The organism is Candidatus Cardinium hertigii (assembly GCF_050864855.1).
Taxonomy (GTDB): domain Bacteria; phylum Bacteroidota; class Bacteroidia; order Cytophagales; family Amoebophilaceae; genus Cardinium; species Cardinium hertigii_C.
Genome location: NZ_JBOZWW010000056.1, coordinates 1 through 19358 on the forward strand (window position 1 = coordinate 1; position 19358 = coordinate 19358).

General features: G+C 37.6%; 13 protein-coding genes. 3 read left to right on the forward strand and 10 right to left on the reverse strand.

What is annotated here, in order from left to right:
* Window positions 1–302: 302 nt before the first annotated feature.
* Window positions 303–587, forward strand: a complete 285-nt coding sequence (locus ACRRVB_RS02960; RefSeq protein ID WP_432466497.1) for a hypothetical protein — start codon at window positions 303–305, stop codon at window positions 585–587.
* Between the two features lie 129 nt (window positions 588–716).
* Here ACRRVB_RS02960 and ACRRVB_RS02965 read toward each other — a convergent pair whose 3' ends face one another.
* The 6 genes from ACRRVB_RS02965 to uvrA form a co-directional block, all read right to left on the reverse strand.
* Window positions 717–1352 (reverse strand): lipoprotein signal peptidase, encoded by a 636-nt coding sequence (locus ACRRVB_RS02965; protein ID WP_432466498.1) that lies wholly within the window; start codon window positions 1350–1352, stop codon window positions 717–719.
* Window positions 1353–1363: 11 nt separating this feature from the next.
* Window positions 1364–1975: a signal peptidase II gene (locus ACRRVB_RS02970; protein WP_432466499.1), complete on the reverse strand. Its 612-nt coding sequence runs from the start codon at window positions 1973–1975 to the stop codon at window positions 1364–1366.
* 48 nt (window positions 1976–2023) lie between these two features.
* Window positions 2024–2788 carry a DUF6048 family protein gene (locus ACRRVB_RS02975; RefSeq protein ID WP_432466500.1) on the reverse strand — a complete coding sequence of 255 codons (765 nt, stop codon included), beginning with the start codon at window positions 2786–2788 and terminating at the stop codon, window positions 2024–2026.
* Entirely contained in the window at window positions 2769–3362 is a 594-nt protein-coding gene (locus ACRRVB_RS02980) for a hypothetical protein (RefSeq protein ID WP_432466501.1), read from the reverse strand. The genes ACRRVB_RS02975 and ACRRVB_RS02980 overlap by 20 nt, the downstream gene beginning before the upstream one ends.
* Before the next feature lie 199 nt (window positions 3363–3561).
* Entirely contained in the window at window positions 3562–5166 is a 1605-nt protein-coding gene (locus ACRRVB_RS02985) for an AAA family ATPase (RefSeq protein ID WP_432466502.1), read from the reverse strand.
* A gap of 255 nt (window positions 5167–5421) precedes the next feature.
* The gene (gene uvrA / locus ACRRVB_RS02990; RefSeq protein ID WP_432466503.1) at window positions 5422–8277 is read right to left on the reverse strand and encodes an excinuclease ABC subunit UvrA; all 2856 of its coding nucleotides are present in this window, start codon (window positions 8275–8277) and stop codon (window positions 5422–5424) included.
* A gap of 477 nt (window positions 8278–8754) precedes the next feature.
* Between uvrA and ACRRVB_RS02995 the strand changes: the two genes are divergently transcribed.
* On the forward strand, window positions 8755–9909 hold the full coding sequence (locus ACRRVB_RS02995; RefSeq protein WP_432466504.1) for a mechanosensitive ion channel family protein: 1155 nt from the start codon (window positions 8755–8757) through the stop codon (window positions 9907–9909).
* 93 nt (window positions 9910–10002) lie between these two features.
* Here the strand turns inward: ACRRVB_RS02995 and ACRRVB_RS03000 are convergent, their stop codons facing one another.
* Complete coding sequence (locus tag ACRRVB_RS03000; protein ID WP_432466505.1) at window positions 10003–11214, reverse strand: trans-sulfuration enzyme family protein; 1212 nt, start codon at window positions 11212–11214, stop codon at window positions 10003–10005.
* 356 nt (window positions 11215–11570) lie between these two features.
* On the opposite strand from ACRRVB_RS03000, the gene yihA reads away from it, so the two are divergent.
* Window positions 11571–12176 carry a ribosome biogenesis GTP-binding protein YihA/YsxC gene (gene yihA, locus ACRRVB_RS03005; protein ID WP_432466506.1) on the forward strand — a complete coding sequence of 202 codons (606 nt, stop codon included), beginning with the start codon at window positions 11571–11573 and terminating at the stop codon, window positions 12174–12176.
* Window positions 12177–12691: 515 nt separating this feature from the next.
* Here yihA and ACRRVB_RS03010 read toward each other — a convergent pair.
* The 3 genes from ACRRVB_RS03010 to ACRRVB_RS03020 form a co-directional block, all read right to left on the reverse strand.
* Window positions 12692–16948 carry a translocation/assembly module TamB domain-containing protein gene (locus ACRRVB_RS03010; protein WP_432466507.1) on the reverse strand — a complete coding sequence of 1419 codons (4257 nt, stop codon included), beginning with the start codon at window positions 16946–16948 and terminating at the stop codon, window positions 12692–12694.
* A 261-nt stretch (window positions 16949–17209) separates the two neighbouring features.
* Entirely contained in the window at window positions 17210–17944 is a 735-nt protein-coding gene (locus ACRRVB_RS03015) for a hypothetical protein (protein ID WP_432466508.1), read from the reverse strand.
* Between the two features lie 715 nt (window positions 17945–18659).
* Window positions 18660–19328, reverse strand: coding sequence for a hypothetical protein (locus ACRRVB_RS03020; RefSeq protein WP_432466509.1), 669 nt, complete (start codon window positions 19326–19328; stop codon window positions 18660–18662).
* Window positions 19329–19358: the final 30 nt, after the last annotated feature.

Sequence of the window (19358 nt, forward strand, 5' to 3'; positions counted from 1 at the left end):
GGAATCGAATCAGATAACTGGAATAAAGGATGTTTCGGGTTAAGAAAACTAGATAAGCGTTGCTCAAACAAACGCTCAAGGCTATTATTTATTTTCTTAGATTTCATCCTTATTTTGCAAGCTTTTTATACAAAACAACTCTAAAACTGGTTATTAACCAATACAAATTTAACCATTTATTTGCTGATTAACAAATAATTATACAGTATTTCAGGACCGACTAATTACAAGTTAAACTTTTAATAAAATTAACAATTACTTTTTTATACTAAAATCTAAAAACCTATTGCAACGGTCTCAAAATGGGATTAACAGCTTTTTCTATAGCAGGGAGATTAAGTTCTCAGAAAACGTTAGATATATTGTGTAGTCCTTCTAAAAATGAATCTAATCTTTTTGTAAAACCAGCTGGCTCAGATCATGATACATCTGGAAATTTAGTGGCATCAATGTCTAGTGTGGCAAGTCAAGAAGAATTTACTGGTCATTTATCTCATAAAAGGGAAGGTGATCGTGTTGTGGTTTCTTTGTCAACTACTAGCGAAACTGGATCATTATCAAATTATTCTATGGATGCTTTATTGTAAATAACACTTAAATTATGAGACCGTTGCAATAGAACATTACAAAGAATATTTCGCCCATTATTGGATATTTGTTCAGTAAAATACTGCATATTTATGTCTTGTGTAGGACATAAAATAACAATTATATAGCTATTTTTTGTTTTTCGTAGGTTTTAATTTTCTATTGCAACAGTCTAAAGATGAAGGATTCGTATCATCTTTTAGATGAAAGGCGTACAAAACAACGATTAATCCAGCAGATACTGCTACATCTGCTATGTTAAAAATAGGAAGGCAATATACATAGTATCCCCCCCAAATAGGTAGCCAACTAGGCATAAAACCAGACCAAAGGTCGATATGGAGCATATCAATGACCTGACCATATAGCCATTTCATAGGCGCATCGGTAGGCGCGTTATTTAAGTAAACACCATAGAAAACGCTATCTATACTATTGCCAATAGCCCCCCCTAAAATCAAACTCCATCCTAAGGTCCAAAGCGCAGTTGCCTTTCTTCTTATGGATTGAATGATGTACCAAAAGATATATAAAGAAGCTAAAACACGGAAGGCTGTAATCAATACTTTTTCATACTTGAAACCAAGATGCATGCTAAAAGCCATAGCTGGATTTAAAGTATAGGTAAGTTTTAAGACATTTCCCAAAAGATTTATTTGTCCATCGGGCCCCATTTCCATATGGGCATATACCCAGAGTTTAGAGGCCTGGTCTGCAAGAACAATCAACGATATGATAAAAAAGTACTTTATAAACTGTTTCATGATAAAATGTTTTATAAGATAAAATTGGTTGTTTGCTCTTTTTTTTGACATGTAAGCAATCTTCTAAAAGCGTAGAATAGAAGCCCCAATCCAAAAAAAATAGCCATATCTGCTATATTGAAAATAGGCAGCACACAGACTTCTTGTCCTCCCCAAATGGGTATCCAATCGGGGAGGATACCAGACCAAAAATCGATATGAAGCATATCAATAACTTGACCATGGAACCACTTCATTGGGGCTGTATCAGGTGCATTGTTTAAATAAATACCATAAAAAACACTATCAATGCAATTGCCGATTGCTCCTGCTGAAAGCAATATCCAGCCCCAAATCCAAATAGGAGGGGCAGTGTGTACCAATAGCCGAATAATATGGATGGTTATGTAAAAAGAAGCAAAAAGACGGACCAAAGTAATCAGTAACTTTCCATACTTAAAGCTAAATTGCCACCCAAAAGCCATACCATAGTTTAATACATAGGTAAACTTAAATAGGTTACCCAAGATTTTAATATGGTGGTCTAACCCCAATGACATATGGCTATACACCCAAAGCTTAGATCCTTGATCGGCAAGAATGATCAGCAGCCATACTACAAAGTATTTTAGATATTTATTCATGATACAATAGGGTCTAATGTATGGTATATAGAGCTAGCCATCATTTGCTTAAGTTGTACTTTTTTGCGCAAAACTTTGATCGCATATTTTATTTGGTTTCTCTAGAGGAATGCGGATTAAAAGATACAAACTATAACCAAAAGCATGGTCAAATTCTGCTAATCCGAACCCTGGAATATCAAACGGAAAAGTAGCTAGAGGTTTTTCTAGTTTTTTACTAAACTTGTAACGAGCTGTACAACCAATCGATAGCATAGGCATTAAATATACCTTCCCGCCTACTACCCATTCCCACCAGTGGGCTATTTGACCACCTTGGCGCTTCTGCAAGGAAACTGGTAAGCCATTGGGTGGCGTACATTTTTCACTACACGGCTTATCTGACAGGTGCTCGCACTGTAATTTATTACTTTTTAGTTGAAAATCAAAAAAACTCTTAGCATAGCGGAAGCCTATAAAAAATTGATTGTGGTCTATGGTAGGAGGCATAAAATTATAGCTTAGGCCTATTCTAAAATAGTACCCCTCAGAAAATGTAAAGGAGCCTTTATCTTGCCTATGGTCACGCTGTATGGTTCCAATCCCATAGTCTAGATCTAATAAAATACGGCTAAAATCAATAGATCCATTCATTTCATAGGCAGAGCCTGTCTTTTGGTACCAACCCACGCAAGTTTTTGCAAGATCTATACCAATGCAGCAGGTAGAGGGCCAAATCCTATTGGAAGGCAACTGATCCTTGGCTACTATATACTGAGGCAGCGCAGCCAACAAAAATGCGGCTAGAAATGGCTTAATAATATAACGTAACATTAGCATTCGATTGTGCTTCTTCTTTTTTTAAGAGAACTGGATGTTCGATTGCAAAACGTTTGAAAATAGGCTTGTTGGTATTTTTATCAAACTGTATATCTTTAATACGGTATTGTATTTGTAGCCCGCCTGCTTGAGGAGAAATCATGGAAACAATGGTTTCATAGTAAATGGTAACTTTTTGATGATACGGGTTTTGTTTATTTGTAGCCCCTATCAGCTTAACGCTGACTTGATTGGTATTTGGTTTGAGCTCTATTCGTAGATTAGTAGTTAATTGAAGAATTTTATCATCATCTGAATTTATTATGGAGAGACTATCGTTTTTCTTATTTGGGAAAGTTATATTTTTTAGAAAATGCAGCTCCGAAAGTTTTTCGCTACCCAGATCCTCTAGTACGCCTGGTGCCCATTCATCCATTGCTTTTTCAAATTTAATATTTAATACATTCCCATATATACTTTCCCAATTTTTAAAGTCTTTACAGCCCCATAGGCCCAATAGCCAGAAGTAGATCAAACCTTTTCGGAGGTAGTTTAGCAAGCCATGAAAGACCGAAAAAAAAGCAAGCATGTAGCAAAAAAGGTTGTAAATAATGGTTGAAAAACGCTACAAAAAAGCTAAACCTAGATTAAGGCAGCGTGTGCAAAGATATACGCTTGGATGGAAATTGCATGCTACTGCACCTAAAAAAGATAAAATTCAATCCTAAATTTACGTTTTAAAAAGATAGCAAGCAAACCTATCATGGGTATGATGCCTCAACCATACTCTATTTTTTAAAGCCCTTTTTAGTAGGCAATTTTTTATCATCTAATGTAGTTAATGGTTCTGTTTGAGGATGATAAGGCGTATAAGCTTGCTTGACATCAAAAGTAGGGATTGGTATCCCTGCAATTTCATAGATCAATTTTTGCGACTTTAATGTATCGATGTATCGATCGATCACACTCAGCAAAATACGAACCCCTTTTAAACCTATACGGTCATCTTCTGCTATAATCCTATCTATGACTTTTTGATCTAGCATCGCCCGATCAATGCCTTTTTTACTAAGCAGCTGATCCACATAATCCGTTACAATGACTTGCTTTTTTTCAAGCCTAAAACCTTCATCAAAGGAGATGATTTTTACACGACTTTCTAAGGCCGCTGCCTTATCTGCTGTTAGGGTTTCTGTAAAAGTTTTATTGGCGATCAAAACAATTTTTATCTGGGAGATGTCAGGGGATGCGTTGTCATAGCGAGACAAAGGAATAGCTACTTCTTGTGCTTCTAGAAGAGTATGCAACATACTATATACCTCTGCTCCATTATTAGATAGAAATCTGCCATCTTTATCCATAGCTAGGGCTTTATCAATTTCATCTAGTACAACTATTTTATTAGACCAGTTTTGCTCCTGACTCGTTGATTTTATCAATGCCTCTGCTATGACCCCTTTTTCAGGATCAGAAGAATAATAATGAGCCCCATGTACATTTTTATATTTAGATATATCGATAGATTGCAGAGGAAGTTGCAACAAAGTTGCCAGCTGCTTAGCCAAATAGGTTTTCCCAGTTCCAGGCGGCCCTACAAACATGATGGGTGTTGATTTTTTAGTCAATTGACTACTTTTGGCATCCTCAACTATAGTGGCAACCCACTCACCAATAGCCAAACGAACCTGGTCTGGATAGTTACACATAAACTGTTGTATAACTGCTGTATCAGGAACAATTTGCTTAGGACCTACAGGGAATTGTAAGACCTCTTTGATCACGTTGGCACGTTCATGACTATAGTAATCAAATCGTTGTATACACCAAATATGTTCACTCAATAGCTGTTCTATAAAACTTTGCATACTTCTCGACAAAGTGTGTTTTCTTGCTTCATACTGTTTTTTTAAATGTATAGCTTCATTTAATCTAGGCTGGGATAAGGAAGGACAAAACAACATAGCACAAGAACGCCCTATAGCTTTAAGTGGATCGGCAGCTAGGTTCCCAATGAGTGGCGCCACTAAAGTAGATAATTCAAAAGGTTTGTTGCTAAATTTGTGTAAGGCAAAAATTAAGCCAGCTGACACGCATAACTGTGTACTAGATCGAAATAATTCGCCCACTTGCTCTTTTACAAAAGCATTTTGTTTGGTTCTTTTCTTTTTGTAGGGAGCTAATATAGATTTTGCTTGCTGCTTTGAAGAAGCTTTGATAGAAATAGTTGTTTGATTATAATCTATTTTTTGCGCTATATTACCTTTTTTTTTTGATTTTGCATGGAGAGGAATTATATCCAGACCGCCCAATGTAGCAAACATAAGATATAAGCAGCTTCGCCTAAATAACATCGTGAAGTAAGAAGCATTAGATTGGAAAAAATAATCTGCCATAAAAATAATAGTTATATGATATGGGGAATAGGGTCGCAACCTGATAAAAATTATTCAGAGAAGCAAAAAGATCTAAAAATAGGCCTCTTTTGCAAATTTGTCTATACAAATGCATGCTGCCTTGTTGTATGACCGATTTACCTAAATACATTTTTATGAAGCGCATAGCTATATCGTCTATATAATCTAGTTGTAATGGTCCATTCAGGTAAGGCAATAACCAGTCCACCCATTCAAACCATTCAGACTAGTATTTTACAATTTCAACTCTTTTTTTAAAAAATAACCGGTATGGCTTTCGGGTACCCTAGCAACTGCTTCTGGGGTACCTTCTGCGATTAGATATCCTCCATCTCGTCCACCATCGGGTCCTATATCAATGACATAATCTGCTACCTTTATAATATCGATATTGTGTTCTATAATGAGTACTGTATTGCCGTGGTCTACTAATTTTTTTAATACAGACAATAGCGCTACAATATCTTGAAAGTGCAACCCCGTACTGGGTTCATCTAAAATATATAGGGTATCGCCTGTGCTTTTTTTGGCCAATTCGGTGGCCAATTTCACCCGTTGTGCTTCCCCTCCTGATAACGTAGTAGCATGTTGTCCCAAGGTAATGTAGCCCAGCCCTACTTCTTCTAGGGTGCGCAGCTTGACCAGTATAGAGGGATGGCTTTCAAAAAAAGGAATGGCATTCGATACCGTCATATCCAAAACATCGGCAATAGATTTGCTTTTATATTGTATTTCTAATGTTTCACGATTGTATCGCTTGCCTTTACAGTTGTCGCAGGTTACGTATACCTCTGGCAGAAAACCCATTTCTATACGTTGAATACCAGCGCCTTCACAAGTGTTACAGCGGCCTTCTTTTAGATTAAAAGAAAATCTGCCTGGTTTATAACCCCTTATTTTAGCTTCTGGGAGAATCGCAAAAAAGTTGCGTATATCTACAAACATACCAGTATAGGTACTAGGATTAGAACGGGGTGTTCTACCTATAGGTGACTGACTCACTTCTATTACTTTATTAATATGGAGCAATCCAGTCGCTTCTATATAGGGTAATGGCATAACCTGACTATTGTAAAGCTGTTTTTTAACAATCGGCAAAAGGGTTTTACGAACCAACGAAGACTTTCCACTCCCTGATACCCCTGTTACGCAAATCATTAGACCCAATGGAATGGTTAAGGTTACATTTTTTAAATTATTCCCACTACATCCTGTAATGGTTAAGGTTTTACCATTGCCTTTTTTGCGATCAGATGAAAAAAGAAAGCGTCTTTTGTTGGTTAAAAATTCGGCTGTAGCGCTAGGCTGTGCTAGGAACGACTCTAAAGAACCTGCTGCTACTACTTCGCCTCCACAAATGCCTGCGCGAGGCCCTATTTCAATCAGATAATCTGCTGCCAACATGATGTCTTTATCATGCTCTACTACCAATATGGTATTCCCTATATCCCTAAGCCTTTTTAAGGCATGAATAAGCCGTCCATTGTCCCGTTGGTGTAGACCAATACTTGGCTCATCGAGGATATAAAGTACCTCTAATAGTTGGGCGCCTATTTGAGTAGCCAGTCTAATCCGTTGTGCTTCTCCTCCTGATAAGGTACTTAAACTTCTATTAAGGTGTAAATAATGTAACCCCACATCTATTAAAAATTGCAACCGTTTGGTAATTTCTTTTATAATCTCATTGGCAATGATTTGCTGTTTGTGGGTCAATGCAGTGGATAAAGTGGCAAACCATTTTTTGAGTCTATCTAGATCCATGGAGACCAAATCAGCAATACTTTTGTCTTTAATTTTAAAAGACCGAGCTATTGGGTTTAATCTAGTCCCTTTGCAATCTGGGCATATAATAGTATAGATCAATCCTTCTTCAGGACTACCATGCCGTGTAGCCGTTTCTCGTTCTTGTTGTTTGATGAGTGCGGTGATGATGCCTTCAAAAGGTTCTACGCAATTTGCAACCACCCCAGAACGATATTTTGTAACGTTGCCAAATAACAACAAATTTAATACGGCTGGAGGAAGTACCTCAACGGGGTCGCTTATTTGACATTGAAAAAACTTTAGTAAAGCAGTTATTTTTTTAAATAAAAGTGAGGTTTTGTAAGGACCTAAAGGTAGAATGGCCCCATTTTGAATGCTTAAGCTTTTATCTGGAATAAGTCTATCTATATCTATTTGCGTAGTTTCACCCAATCCATCGCAAGTAGGGCATGCGCCATAGGGTGTATTAAAAGAAAAAAGGCTGGGTTCTGGTGGACCATAGGCAAGTCCTGTCTCTTCATCTACTAAGCAGGTAGAAAAATAGTAATCTTTTTGCGCAGTATCTACCACTAATAATGTCCCTTTGCCATGTTGAAGGGCCAATGCTAATCCATTTTTGATGCGGTCTACTATTTTTGGATCTATGCGCATATGATCTATAATCAAAGCAATATCATGTTTTTTATGGCGGGCCAATTGTAGACGATCCGTCAACTCAACCATTACACCATTCACCCTAATTTTATTGAATCCCAGATTAATAAAACGTTTTAAGAGTGTTTCATGATGGCCTTTTCTTCCTTTAACCAGAGGGGCCATTAAGGTAACCCTTTGACCAGAAAAGGTGCGCAATAGATGGGCAACGATTTGCGCTTCATCTTGGGTGACCATTTTATTGCCTGTTGTATGGGCATAGGCATCGGCTACACGTGCAAAAAGCAAGCGCATAAAGTCATAAATTTCTGTAGTAGTTCCTACCGTAGAGCGGGCATTCCGATGGGTTGTTTTCTGTTCAATGGCAATAACTGGACTGAGTCCATTTATTTTATCTACTTCCGGCCTAGTTAAGCTACCTAAGAAACTCCGTGCATAGGCACTAAAACTTTCCCTGTATCGTCTTTGACCTTCTGCATTTATGGTATCAAAAGCCAAAGAAGATTTTCCACTACCACTTACACCTGTAATGATTACCAATTGATTGCGTGGAAAAGTAACGTCAATATTTTTTAAATTGTGGGTCCTTGCACCCAGTACTTCTACATAATCAAAACCATAACGTGGTTGCGTGGCGTGATGGGCCTGTGGGATATCCATTTTATTTGCCATATGGAAAATTTAATTAAATAAAGGCTGAACACCATTTTCACTGTTAGATAACCTATTGGTGGCGCATAGGCCACGACCTATGCAAACAAAATACAACATAACATAAGAATATCGATCGGACCATTGAATGATCAAAGCCACTGGAGGCCTTGAAACAAATGTGTTGTACAAAAGTTAGATGACGCCATATGAGTTGCTTGCATAAATATAAACAGTTCTTAAAAAACAAACACCCCCAAGCATTAGGAAGGGTTCTTATTTCAATCGGGCGTGTATCTTTACAATTGGTTTAAAAATAAGATGTACCCATTTGTTTTTCAAAATGGTTACTTATGAAAGATGTTAAATACCTATTTTTTGTGTAAACTGCAAGCTATCGCTTAATGTAGCAAGCAAACAGCTATATCCGATATGGATTGAAACCATAATTAAACAAGCATAAATAAGATCTGTCGAATGTATATAAACCTGATTAGGTTGGCAACCTATTGCCTACGCATCAAGCCAACGCGATGCACTGCTTTTGTGATAGCTGGATGTATGATGCCAACGATGCTACAAGCATATAATAAACCAGCTGACATCCATACTTGCTTCTATCACTTTTTACCAGAAGCATTTTGTAAAAAACAGCTATTTAACTTTGAGATGTGGCAATACATTTTATGTATAGGGTGGGCGGTTATGATTTGGCTTACCTATAAAATTATGCCTTATTGTTTGAAGCTTATATTATACAAATGGATTCGGAATTCCAATACCAATTTCCATAAAAAAACATTGGCTATAGAACGGTTGTTGATTCTAGTGGTAAATATATACTTCTTAAAGCAAGCCCTTACCGTCTTCCAATCTGAATCTTTAGACTCTTTGATCAATCGCATCATAAATGCTTCTACTTCATTGGTAGGAATGTGTTTGGCTTATGAATGCATCAATTTAATACAATATAGGCTGAAAATTGACAAAAAACATCATAAATTTATGATCCATATTTTGCCTCTTTTTAGCATAACCGCTAAAATTATTGTAGGGATTGTGGGTTTGATAAAAACAGTTGAAAACCTTGGATTTAAAACAGAATATTTCGTTAAGGCACTTTCTTTTAGCACACTGGGTCTTGGTTTAGCTTGTCAGGATACCATTAAAAACCTATTTGGATCATTGATGATTACAATGGATCGACCTTTTAGTGTAGGTGATGAAATTGTTTCTGGAGGCATTCGTGGGAAAGTAGAAGAGGTGGGGTTACGTTCTACTTTATTGCGTACCAGACAAGGATCTTTGGTTTACATACCCAACGCAAAATTAGCTGATGCTTATATTGATAACTTCGGTAAAAGAACGGCACGAATGGTTTCTCTGGAAGTGCCGATTGGGTACGCCATATCTTTGGAATCGTTGCAAAAATTTACAAAAGCATTACGGAAAATTGCCGATGCGCAACCATTGGTACAACCAGAAAAAACAACCATATACCTTGATAAAATGAATGAAAATGGATTTATAATTATTTTTAATTTCCATTTAGATACTACTGAAAGCATTCTAGAACATGCCTGTAAAAATAAGGTCATAACGCTTATCTTAGAACTTGCCCATCAACTTGATATACGTTTGGGAAAAGTATGATAAGCCGTTTTTCCCTTCTTGCAAGAAAAAGTTACCAGATGGCTAGAAAAGTAGCCCACTTGTTTGCAAGTTGGTACGGTGATCTGAGTGTCTTTATAGTTCATTAAGCGTTGCATCCAGCGCATAAACCAGATCTTGCACATCTTCAATTCCACATGATACACGTATAAAACCTTTGCTTATACCAATGGATTCTAGTTGTGTTGCATCCATTGTTCCATTGGACATTACAGTCGGATATGAGATCAAACTTTCTACGCTACCTAAATTGGCGCCAAAACTCCATGGACGACGCAGTGACTGTATAAATTTGCTACTGGCATCTGCTCCATCTTTCAATACAAAATATAACATTCCACCATGTAATCCATTTTTATGTTGTCTATCGGCCAATGATTTTTGTGGAAAACCAAGCAATCCTGGATAGCCTACTTTTTCTACCTTAGGATGGCTTGCTAAAAATGCAGCAATTTGTGTTGCATTTTTAGACTGTTCCCGTATGCGTAAGTGCATGGTCTTGATCGATTGTAAGGTAAAAAAAGCGACCATAGGACTCATAATACTTCCATGTCTATTTCTATAAGTAAAAATTTGAGGGCCATCTTGTTCAGATGCACAAGCTACTGCGCCACCAATGGTTATATTATGTCCGTCATAGTATTTGGTGGTAGATTGGATAACCATGTCTGCACCAAATTCCAACGGGCAAACTACCATAGGTGAGGCCAGGGTACTATCACATACATGTTTGGCACCTACTTGATGGGCCAATTGACTCACAGTGGCTAAGTCAGTTAAAGCAAGGGTAGGATTGGTGGGATACTCTGAAAAAATCAGTTTGGTATTAGCTTGTATAGCTGCTTTTATGGCTACTATATTTGTAAAATCTACAAAAGAAAAAGTTACGCCCAGTTGGCCAAAAAGGTCGCGAGCCAATTCTTGTGTAGTGCTGTAACAACCATTTGAGAGGATACAGTGGTCGCCATGGCGTAAAAAAGTGGCCATAGTGGTAACAATAGCCGCCATACCCGAACCAAAACAATAAGCTACTGCTGCTTTTTCTAAAGCAGCAATCTTTGCTTCTAGTACAGCAACCGTAGGATTTCTTGAACCAGAATAGGAATGCCCTTTTTCTAGATAAGTTTCAATGGAGGCTTGTACAAATACAGATGATTGAAAAATAGGTGTAAGTATAGCACCTGTATGGGGTTCTGGCTCCACACCAGCATGTACCATTTCAGTAGCTACCTGTAAATGTTTAGTAGCCCATTTATGGGGACCAGAAAAGGATAGTGGATTCGGCATCGTATAAAAAGTAATATGAGACTAGGAAAGCAATGGGTTTGCAATAGCATCTTTAAGATTGATCGCAAATTAAAAAAAATAGCTGTGAAAAGAAAAATAGGTATCCTTCTATATAAGCAATAGGATGTCGGATTACCAATATTATCAATAGATTCAATGGTAATAATAGTATGTCTTTGGCTTACCACCTAAAGTATATGCACATTTCTCAATATGGAGTTGAAACCATGCGTAAACTTTTATTTTTAGATGCGCAATCGTTAAAAACCAATTTTAAAATTGGATAAAAAAGCAATGCATTGGGTATAAAGTCCTTGAAAATATTTAGATTTATCCACCAAACATCTTGATTGTATATGAAAATTAATTCTGTTCGTCTTGTATCCAGTAGCGTGCGTTACCAAACATGTCCCCATGAGGCTAGACCAGAGGTTGCGTTTATAGGTCGTTCGAATGTAGGGAAATCCTCTTTAATTAATGCGCTTTTGCAACGGAAACAATTGGCTAGGGTATCTAAAATGCCTGGGAAAACAAAACTGATCCATCACTTCTTGGTAAACAACCAAATGTATTTTGTAGACCTTCCAGGATATGGATGGGCACAAGTAGGACGTGCGACCAAAATACAATGGGAAAAAATGTTACAAAACTATCTGCTGTATAGGCCCAATATGGTTACAGTTTTTTTGTTAATGGATGCAAAAATTGGTCTTCAATCGATTGACCTTGGATGTATAGAGTGGCTAGGAGTACATGGCATTCCTTTTGCCATTGTACTTACAAAAGCAGATAAAAAAAATAAAAGGGTGGTTCAAAAACATTATATGGCCCTAACGGCTACTTTAAAGGAAGGCTGGGAGACCATGCCACCTATTTTTATGGTTTCTGCACATGATAGGGTAGGGATGGGAAACCTTCTAGATTATATTCAATTGGTTACACAACCCCAAAAGGGAAATTAAAAGATGCATCGAGACTGTTGTATAGTGAACTAAAAAAACTGGACAAAATTTTATAGATTTTGTTTCCTATTTTTGTCCATTTTCTAGCTTAAATTTTTTAATTTCCTAAAATAAAGCTGCATCGGTTTTTAATAGTTAATGCTAGAATGAAATCTTTGATAATTATACTTAACGTGCGTCGTACGTTTGTATTAATTTGATGAAAATATACTATCGAGAAACAAAACTGGTTTTTGGTCTGTCCGGTTTTTTCAGTCCACTATAGTTTAGGGGGGCTATCTAAAATGAACAAAAATAAAGTTCACAACCAATAAATAATGAATTTTATAGGTTCTTAACCTAAAAAACCACAAACAATATAACACTAAAAAAGCAACAAAAATTATAATAACTATCTATAGAAACGGTTTCAAATCGGTGCACTACACCAAGACTACCTGTTGAGACTAGGCTAAAACAGCCTGTTGAGGCTGCTTTTTGCTTTAAAATAGCCTGATCAGATAGCTAAACCGATGCTACCAAAATTTCTTAACATAACCAAAACTTATACCAAAAAGGGCCAGATTTGTCGATCCTGTTTGTAAAGGTTGTTGATAAAACTTGGCATGCATGTTGTAAACTTTTGAAATCCGATAGGAAATCTCCCAATCATTGATGAAACAAGAGTACTGCCCTACGGTACTAGAAAGTTTGAGATCCTCTGACAGGAGTAGATAACTCACTTTAATCTTTGTTCTTTGCAATATATTTTGGTCGTGATGCTCCAATTGATGTATACCTAGATCGGTTTCTATTGCTAGATTAGGATGGATCATTTTAGAAGCCATATCTTGTATCCTTTGGGAAAGCAAATCATTGATGCTATTGTTTAATGCAGCCCAGCCATCTATTTTTTGCTCATCATAGATTCTTTTAGCTATTATCAAACTTAAAATTTGTCTATTGAGGTAGTGTTTGTCTAATAATGCCTTTGCGGCACATGCTTCTAGAGCCGTATTTAGTTCAAAATCCATACTTTTTACGGGAAAGAGAAGTTGATAAGCAATATGTGGATGGGTCAGCTTTCCATATGCAGAAAGAGAAATTGTTACTGGGATAGGTCGCTTGTCATTACTTTGAGGGTATAGTGCGGTTACGGATGCCATTTGCGTGTAGGATGCTTCAAGATGAACCATACCTTCTTGGGGATAACCGTTAAAATTCACTTGGCTATTAGGTGTAATGGTAAATGTTTTTTGAATTAAATTATAAACAGAAACAGTATAGGTACCACTTTGGAAAAGGTAGTTTCCCATTACATATGGCTTGCGATTCGTGCCTACTTCTAGTTGAATCGCGCCAGTGCCTTGGCCTTGTAACCTATCGCTCATATTGACATTAGAGCCAAATAATACTTGAACCTTTACAGTGGGTTGTATGTTTAGGTCAAGGATTAATTTAATCATTGTGTCATCTTCACTTTGAGAGGGCTGATCTGTCTGTTTTTTTTCTTCTTTATAAATAAATTGTACCAATTTTGTTGTATTCTCTATATTTTCTTTATCGTGTGCCACAATTGTAAAGTCACCTTGATCAGTTGTAGCTTTTATTTTAACCAGTAAATCATAGATAGAACCTTCCATTTGTAAAGTCCCAGTAGCATATAGGTCTCCATAGAAGTCGGGATTATGGGTTCGAGTGGTGTGTAGCAGATGGAAAGTTTCCATACGACCTCCAAACATTAAAGGGAATCCATTTTGTAGTGCAACATATCCAGATAAGCTCATACGTCCTGACGCACCATCTCTAAAATCAAGTTGGTTCAGGTATAATCGATTCTCTCGAATCTTGATGGGGCCGCTTGTTTGGCAAGAGGTGTTCAAGTAGTTAATGGTAAATTGTCCTTGATCTATCCATCCTTTTCCATTTATCTTAGGTGCACTGAGCTGACCAGTTAGTTGGAATTGACCACTTAGTTTGCCCTGTATAGCTGAACAAGCGGATGCAAATAAAGGATTGAGTAACTGTAGATCCATTTGGTTAAATGTAGTGGTAATGGCTAAATTATTAGAAGGATGGGCGAGGTCATAGTCCCCTTTTATCTCCAGCAATCGTTGGTCTGCTTTTTCCAGAATGGCTGCTAACCCTAATGTATTTTCTAATACATTCCAATCTATCTTTAGGGTACCTACCGCATAGTTTTGAATGGTTACTTTTTCTATACGTAAGCTACCAGTTGGAATAAGCTGATTTTTTTTAGCTACGAGCTTTGCCTCTATAATGCCTTTAATCGGACCTACTGCTGAAGTGTAGTCTAAGGGAAACTGGTGTATCGTGCAGTATAACGGAGTGGTAGCAGCTGATGGAGTCAGGCTACCGTCTATGCAAATGGATGCCTGACCGCTGGTTATAGATAGCCCTCCAATCGCTATGGCAGTTTTGGAAATAAAACTGGGCCTTTTTGCTTGTATGGTCCATATTTGCCCTTTAGTCGTTAGCCTAGAAGGGAGTAGTTCTATTTCTATCCCACCATCTCTAAGGGTACCTGAACAGGCTATGGATAGATGGCTATGCTGGTGCACCAATTTATTTGAAAAGGTAAATGTATCTTTGTCCATCCGGAATTGAAGATCTAGATGAGCTGTTTGAACGATGGAATGCCAATCCTGCTTGTCTGAAGCAATAGATAGTTGCACCAAGCGCTTTTTAACATCCATCAGATGACCGATGTGCAGTTTTATTTTGCTATTGGTCAAACTAAACTGCTTAAAAGAAAAGGTCGACGCAGTAGGTAGCTCTAAAGAAAAATCATAATCTGTATTATAAGCAAAATGACCCGAAAAAGTTGTAGCATCGGATATATATAGATGATTTGAAAACCAATTCAATATTGTCTCTATTTTTTTGCAATGGATGGTGTAATCTAGATGCAATTTAGCACCAGGTATTTCGGCTAGATCTCCCGAATTTTTAAGTCGTGCAATAAGGTATTTCGTATGATTTACTAAGTCTTTAAGGGTAAATTTCCCTTGTAGCCTACCCTCTATAAGGGAGGAAGTCAGGGTAAGCAGATCTTCTTTGCCATGTTGGTGGCCATGCAGCACAAGTTGTGGGCAGGTTACTTTTTTGTTCAATTTTTGTATGATACATTGATTTAAACTAACTTTTCCACGTGGACGTTCACTTAATAAATCTTTTATTTTCAACGCAAATTGTGTACTACCTACAAAAGGGTCCGCTACCCAACCAAGTTTTTCTAGATTGATCTGTTCAATGATGCCCTTTGCTTGTAAATAGTTATGAGGCGTTATATCATAGCGGCCAGCTAGGGTTAGCTTTGCGTTTGGATCTTTGCTATCTAAAGTAAATTGTACCATGGCATTGGCCACCCTACAAGAGGCCTTTATCTGTTGATAGGTATAATGGTTGGTTTCTATCTCTGTTAGATCGGTTACTGCATTTACGGTATTGAAGTCCTTTCCTTGCGTTTGTATGGTCACTTTTCCAGAAAGGGCTCTAATCGGAAGAGCAGGTAGCAGCGCTGCTACAGCTACCTTATCTAAGGTTAGGCTACCCGTTACCCTTTGTATGGCTTTACCTAAATGGTGTAGGGTTAAATCCGTTTCCATGGCACCTATATGGGTGGCAATATGGCCCGTCAAGGTAGCTTTTTGGCTATTCCCTACAAAAGTGGCATTGTTTAGACCGATGTATTGCAATGTATTGAAATAAACCGGCATCTGCTTTTGGAGATCACTTACATAGACCTTACCCTTTTTTATGCAAAGCGTTGCATCCACTCCATTATAGCAGCCTGTACTTTCAATGTAGCTATCTGATGCACCAAAAACCAGTTTGCAATTTTTCCATGCCATATCATGAGGCGTTAAAGAAACTAGGCCATTTAACCTATATAACGTATCCGCCCCTTTAAAAAAATCTGAAAATTTACGTAATTCAATGGATGATAGCGCAGTTTGGTGCAATGTGGCCTCTAGTAGCATATTCTCTTTATGGCCGAGTAGGGGCAGTTGTTCGGTCTGCTTTAATGTGAAATCGCCTTGTAGGCTACTATGTTTGGTCATCAAGTGACAATTTTGTAGCATTATTCTATCGGGGGTAATGGTAAATTGCGCCATCATCTTTTTCAATACCAAGGGCAGGACATCGGTTGTTTGATAGGATAGTGTCGTTAGACTACCTGAATAATGGTCCGAAACAGATTTAAAATCGTTTATAGATACATCGATATGGGTTACACTAATTTTTTGTCTATTGATCTGATTGTGGTAGTATAAGTTGAGGCCATGTAGTTCAAGCTTATGAATGCATATTGCTCTATCAGATACTGGTACAAAGGGTAAAATAGCCTTATCATAAAATGTGACCATATTGAAAGGTTGCCCTTTATTCTTTTCTAGATAAACGGCACCTCCCTCTATTGAAATAGAATGGATCATATTGGGCTTCAGCAAAAGCAAATCCAATAGATTGAGTTGACCTTTACAGCCATCAATGGAAAATAGAGGGTTGTGCTGAGGGTCTCTAACCGTTACACCTACCAATGTAAGCTGGCGGAACCAGGTTAAGCGAAATTGGTCACAGGTAATACGGTAATGAGTAGTTTGATGAAAATAGTTGAGTAGCTTACCAAGCAATTGTTGCTGTACGACAGGTATGTGGCATAAAGCCATGACGGTTGCTACAAGTACAGTTAGACCATACAAGAGCCTTTTAACTGGTTTTAAGAACCATTTTTTAATTTTATTAAAAGATTTTTTTATCTTTTTCAAAACAAGTAGAAGCGGTATACAAGCTATTGGGATGCCTATGTAGTGTAATGATACGCTTAATTGCATCCAGATCCAACCGCTAACTAGATAAAAGTTTTATTTACCTCTATTTTGCTTTGATCGGCACGTTTTTCATAGCATCGCCAAGTTACTAAAGAGCCCATCGAGTGCAACCTAAATCCAAGTAGCTTAATGAAGCAGGAAAGGTTACTTTCTCTACTTCATTATAGGCCTGGATTCCTTAGGTTGGTAGTTTTGTGTTCAGGCCATTGGATGGCTTGAGTTGGATACTCGGTCGACTTCAGAAGGATCATATGGATATTCTATTTCCCCTCCATACGGATCATATGGATCTTTTTCTTCTTCGTTGCTTGGATTTTGTCCACTTGCCGATTCCATTGTGCTGGACACCTCTGATGTGGATGGTACGTATGGCGTGGTAGTTGTAGACTGAGTAGTACTGGCTTCGGTAGACTGAGTAGTACTGGCTTTAGTAGACGTAGTAGTACTCATTTCGGTTGTCATCGTGGACACCCCTGATGTGGATGAACTGGTAGGTGTAGACTGGGTACTACTCCCTTCGGTTGCGTTGGACGCTTCTGGTGTGGATGAAGGATAAGCTGAGGATAGCTCGTATGGCGTGGTAGGCGTAAGCGCAGTACTACTCCCTTCGGTTGCGTTGGACGCTTCTGGTGTGGATGAAGGATAAGTTGGGGATAGGTCGTATGGCGTCGTAGTTGTCAAATTAGAACCATTTCCCTCTGGTGAACCGGGTACACTATCTTTGAGCCAAAACACCCCAGTACCCAGTCCAGCTGTTGCCAATAAACCAGCATAGGCTCCAGCTATGTATTTTTTCTGGTTCCTATTATAGTGCCTTTTTAAGTTGCCTAAGGTAGGTCTATTCATTTCTTGTTTGGTGTGTAGACAAGAAGAGAAAGTGGTTAAACTTAATAGCCCAACGCATAGGCCTATTTTATGGTTTATCTTTTTCATAAAAATGATATTAAAATATGTAAAAACGTATTACGCGTAATCATATAGCCCGAGCAGGATTATAACAATAGCAGAAAGGTTTATGTAGCCCTATTGTCTCTTCTGCTTTAAGGAACTGCAATGATCAAAAACAATTAAATGATAGTGCAGTATTTATTTTTTTCTTTTGATTTATAAGAATAAAAAATAGATGCTATGCCAAATAAATTGGATTAGGAAATAGAATACCTACAAGAGATAAGTTTTGATCATTAAACTGAAAGTATTGTTAGGATAAAACACCTTATACAACCTTGGAGGGATATAAAAAATTAGTCTTTGAAAAAAATCATTCACTTAGATACCTTAAAGGTAAATCTGATAGATTACATTTAACCAATAGAAACCAATTGAGTGGAATATATAGGATCAAGATCAAATCTTTGTTTTTACATCGACCATATAGACGTCAACATAAACGCAACCATCTTAATGGAATAGCGAAATTTGGATTTCCTATTTTCTTATACGCCTTAAAAAGGGTTTTGAAAGGTTGCAGTGTTTAGTTAACGTCTTTATTCATAGATTAAAGCAATCTTTCCAGCATTATCTTGTCTATCTTGATTTTTCCTTGTTCTATCAATAACTGGGCAATGGGCAACATCTATATTACTTATTTGTTGCCTCTATGCATTAAAAAGCTATCCTTGCTATAACTTTTGTATGTAGATCTCCGTTAAGCCTTAGGGTCTTCGTTTTTACCATTGGCATCTGATTTCTCAGTGCTATTGGCTTTGGTTGTACCATTGGCATCTGATTTCTCAGTGCTATTGGCTTTGGTTGTACCATTGGCATCTGGTTTCTCAGTGCTATTGGCTTTGGTTGTACCATTGGCATCTGGTTTCTCAGTGCTATTGGCTTTGGTTGTACCACTGGTATTTCGTTGTTGAGCCTTAGGGTTTTCGGTTGTACCACCGACATCTGTTTTGTTATCCTTAGAGGCTTCCGGTGGCCTTGAATTACGGTAGCTGTTATTCTGAGCATTGTCACTATAATTAGAGCCAGTTGTGTAGTTATTGGGTGAGCCTGGTGTTGGTGGTATCATGATGTCATTGCCTGATTTAGTTAAATTTGGAGATGGCGTTATAACCTCAGGGTTTTTATCCTTGGTTTCGAAACAACCGTTAAGATAGCAATAAGTACCACCACCACTCAGTCCAGCTGTTGCCAATAAGCCAGCACAGACTCCACCAATGATATATTTTTTCTGGTGCCTGTTATAGTGCCTTTTTGCGTTACCTACGGTAGGTCTATTCATTTCTTGTTTGGTGTGTAGACAAGAAGAGAAAGTGGTTAAACTTAATAGCCCAACGCATAGGCCTATTTTATGGTTTATCTTTTTCATAAAAATGATATTAAAAATTAAAAATTAAAA

Bases quoted from the DNA above. Each gene is read 5' to 3' on its own strand.
- ACRRVB_RS02960 (WP_432466497.1), top strand. From the start codon at position 303: ATGGGATTAACAGCTTTTTCTATAGCAGGGAGATTAAGTTCTCAGAAA.
- ACRRVB_RS02965 (WP_432466498.1), bottom strand. From the start codon at position 1,352: ATGAAACAGTTTATAAAGTACTTTTTTATCATATCGTTGATTGTTCTT.
- ACRRVB_RS02970 (WP_432466499.1), bottom strand. From the start codon at position 1,975: ATGAATAAATATCTAAAATACTTTGTAGTATGGCTGCTGATCATTCTT.
- ACRRVB_RS02975 (WP_432466500.1), bottom strand. From the start codon at position 2,788: ATGTTACGTTATATTATTAAGCCATTTCTAGCCGCATTTTTGTTGGCT.
- ACRRVB_RS02980 (WP_432466501.1), bottom strand. From the start codon at position 3,362: ATGCTTGCTTTTTTTTCGGTCTTTCATGGCTTGCTAAACTACCTCCGA.
- ACRRVB_RS02985 (WP_432466502.1), bottom strand. From the start codon at position 5,166: ATGGCAGATTATTTTTTCCAATCTAATGCTTCTTACTTCACGATGTTA.
- uvrA (WP_432466503.1), bottom strand. From the start codon at position 8,277: ATGGCAAATAAAATGGATATCCCACAGGCCCATCACGCCACGCAACCA.
- ACRRVB_RS03000 (WP_432466505.1), bottom strand. From the start codon at position 11,214: ATGCCGAATCCACTATCCTTTTCTGGTCCCCATAAATGGGCTACTAAA.
- yihA (WP_432466506.1), top strand. From the start codon at position 11,571: ATGAAAATTAATTCTGTTCGTCTTGTATCCAGTAGCGTGCGTTACCAA.
- ACRRVB_RS03015 (WP_432466508.1), bottom strand. From the start codon at position 17,944: ATGAAAAAGATAAACCATAAAATAGGCCTATGCGTTGGGCTATTAAGT.
- ACRRVB_RS03020 (WP_432466509.1), bottom strand. From the start codon at position 19,328: ATGAAAAAGATAAACCATAAAATAGGCCTATGCGTTGGGCTATTAAGT.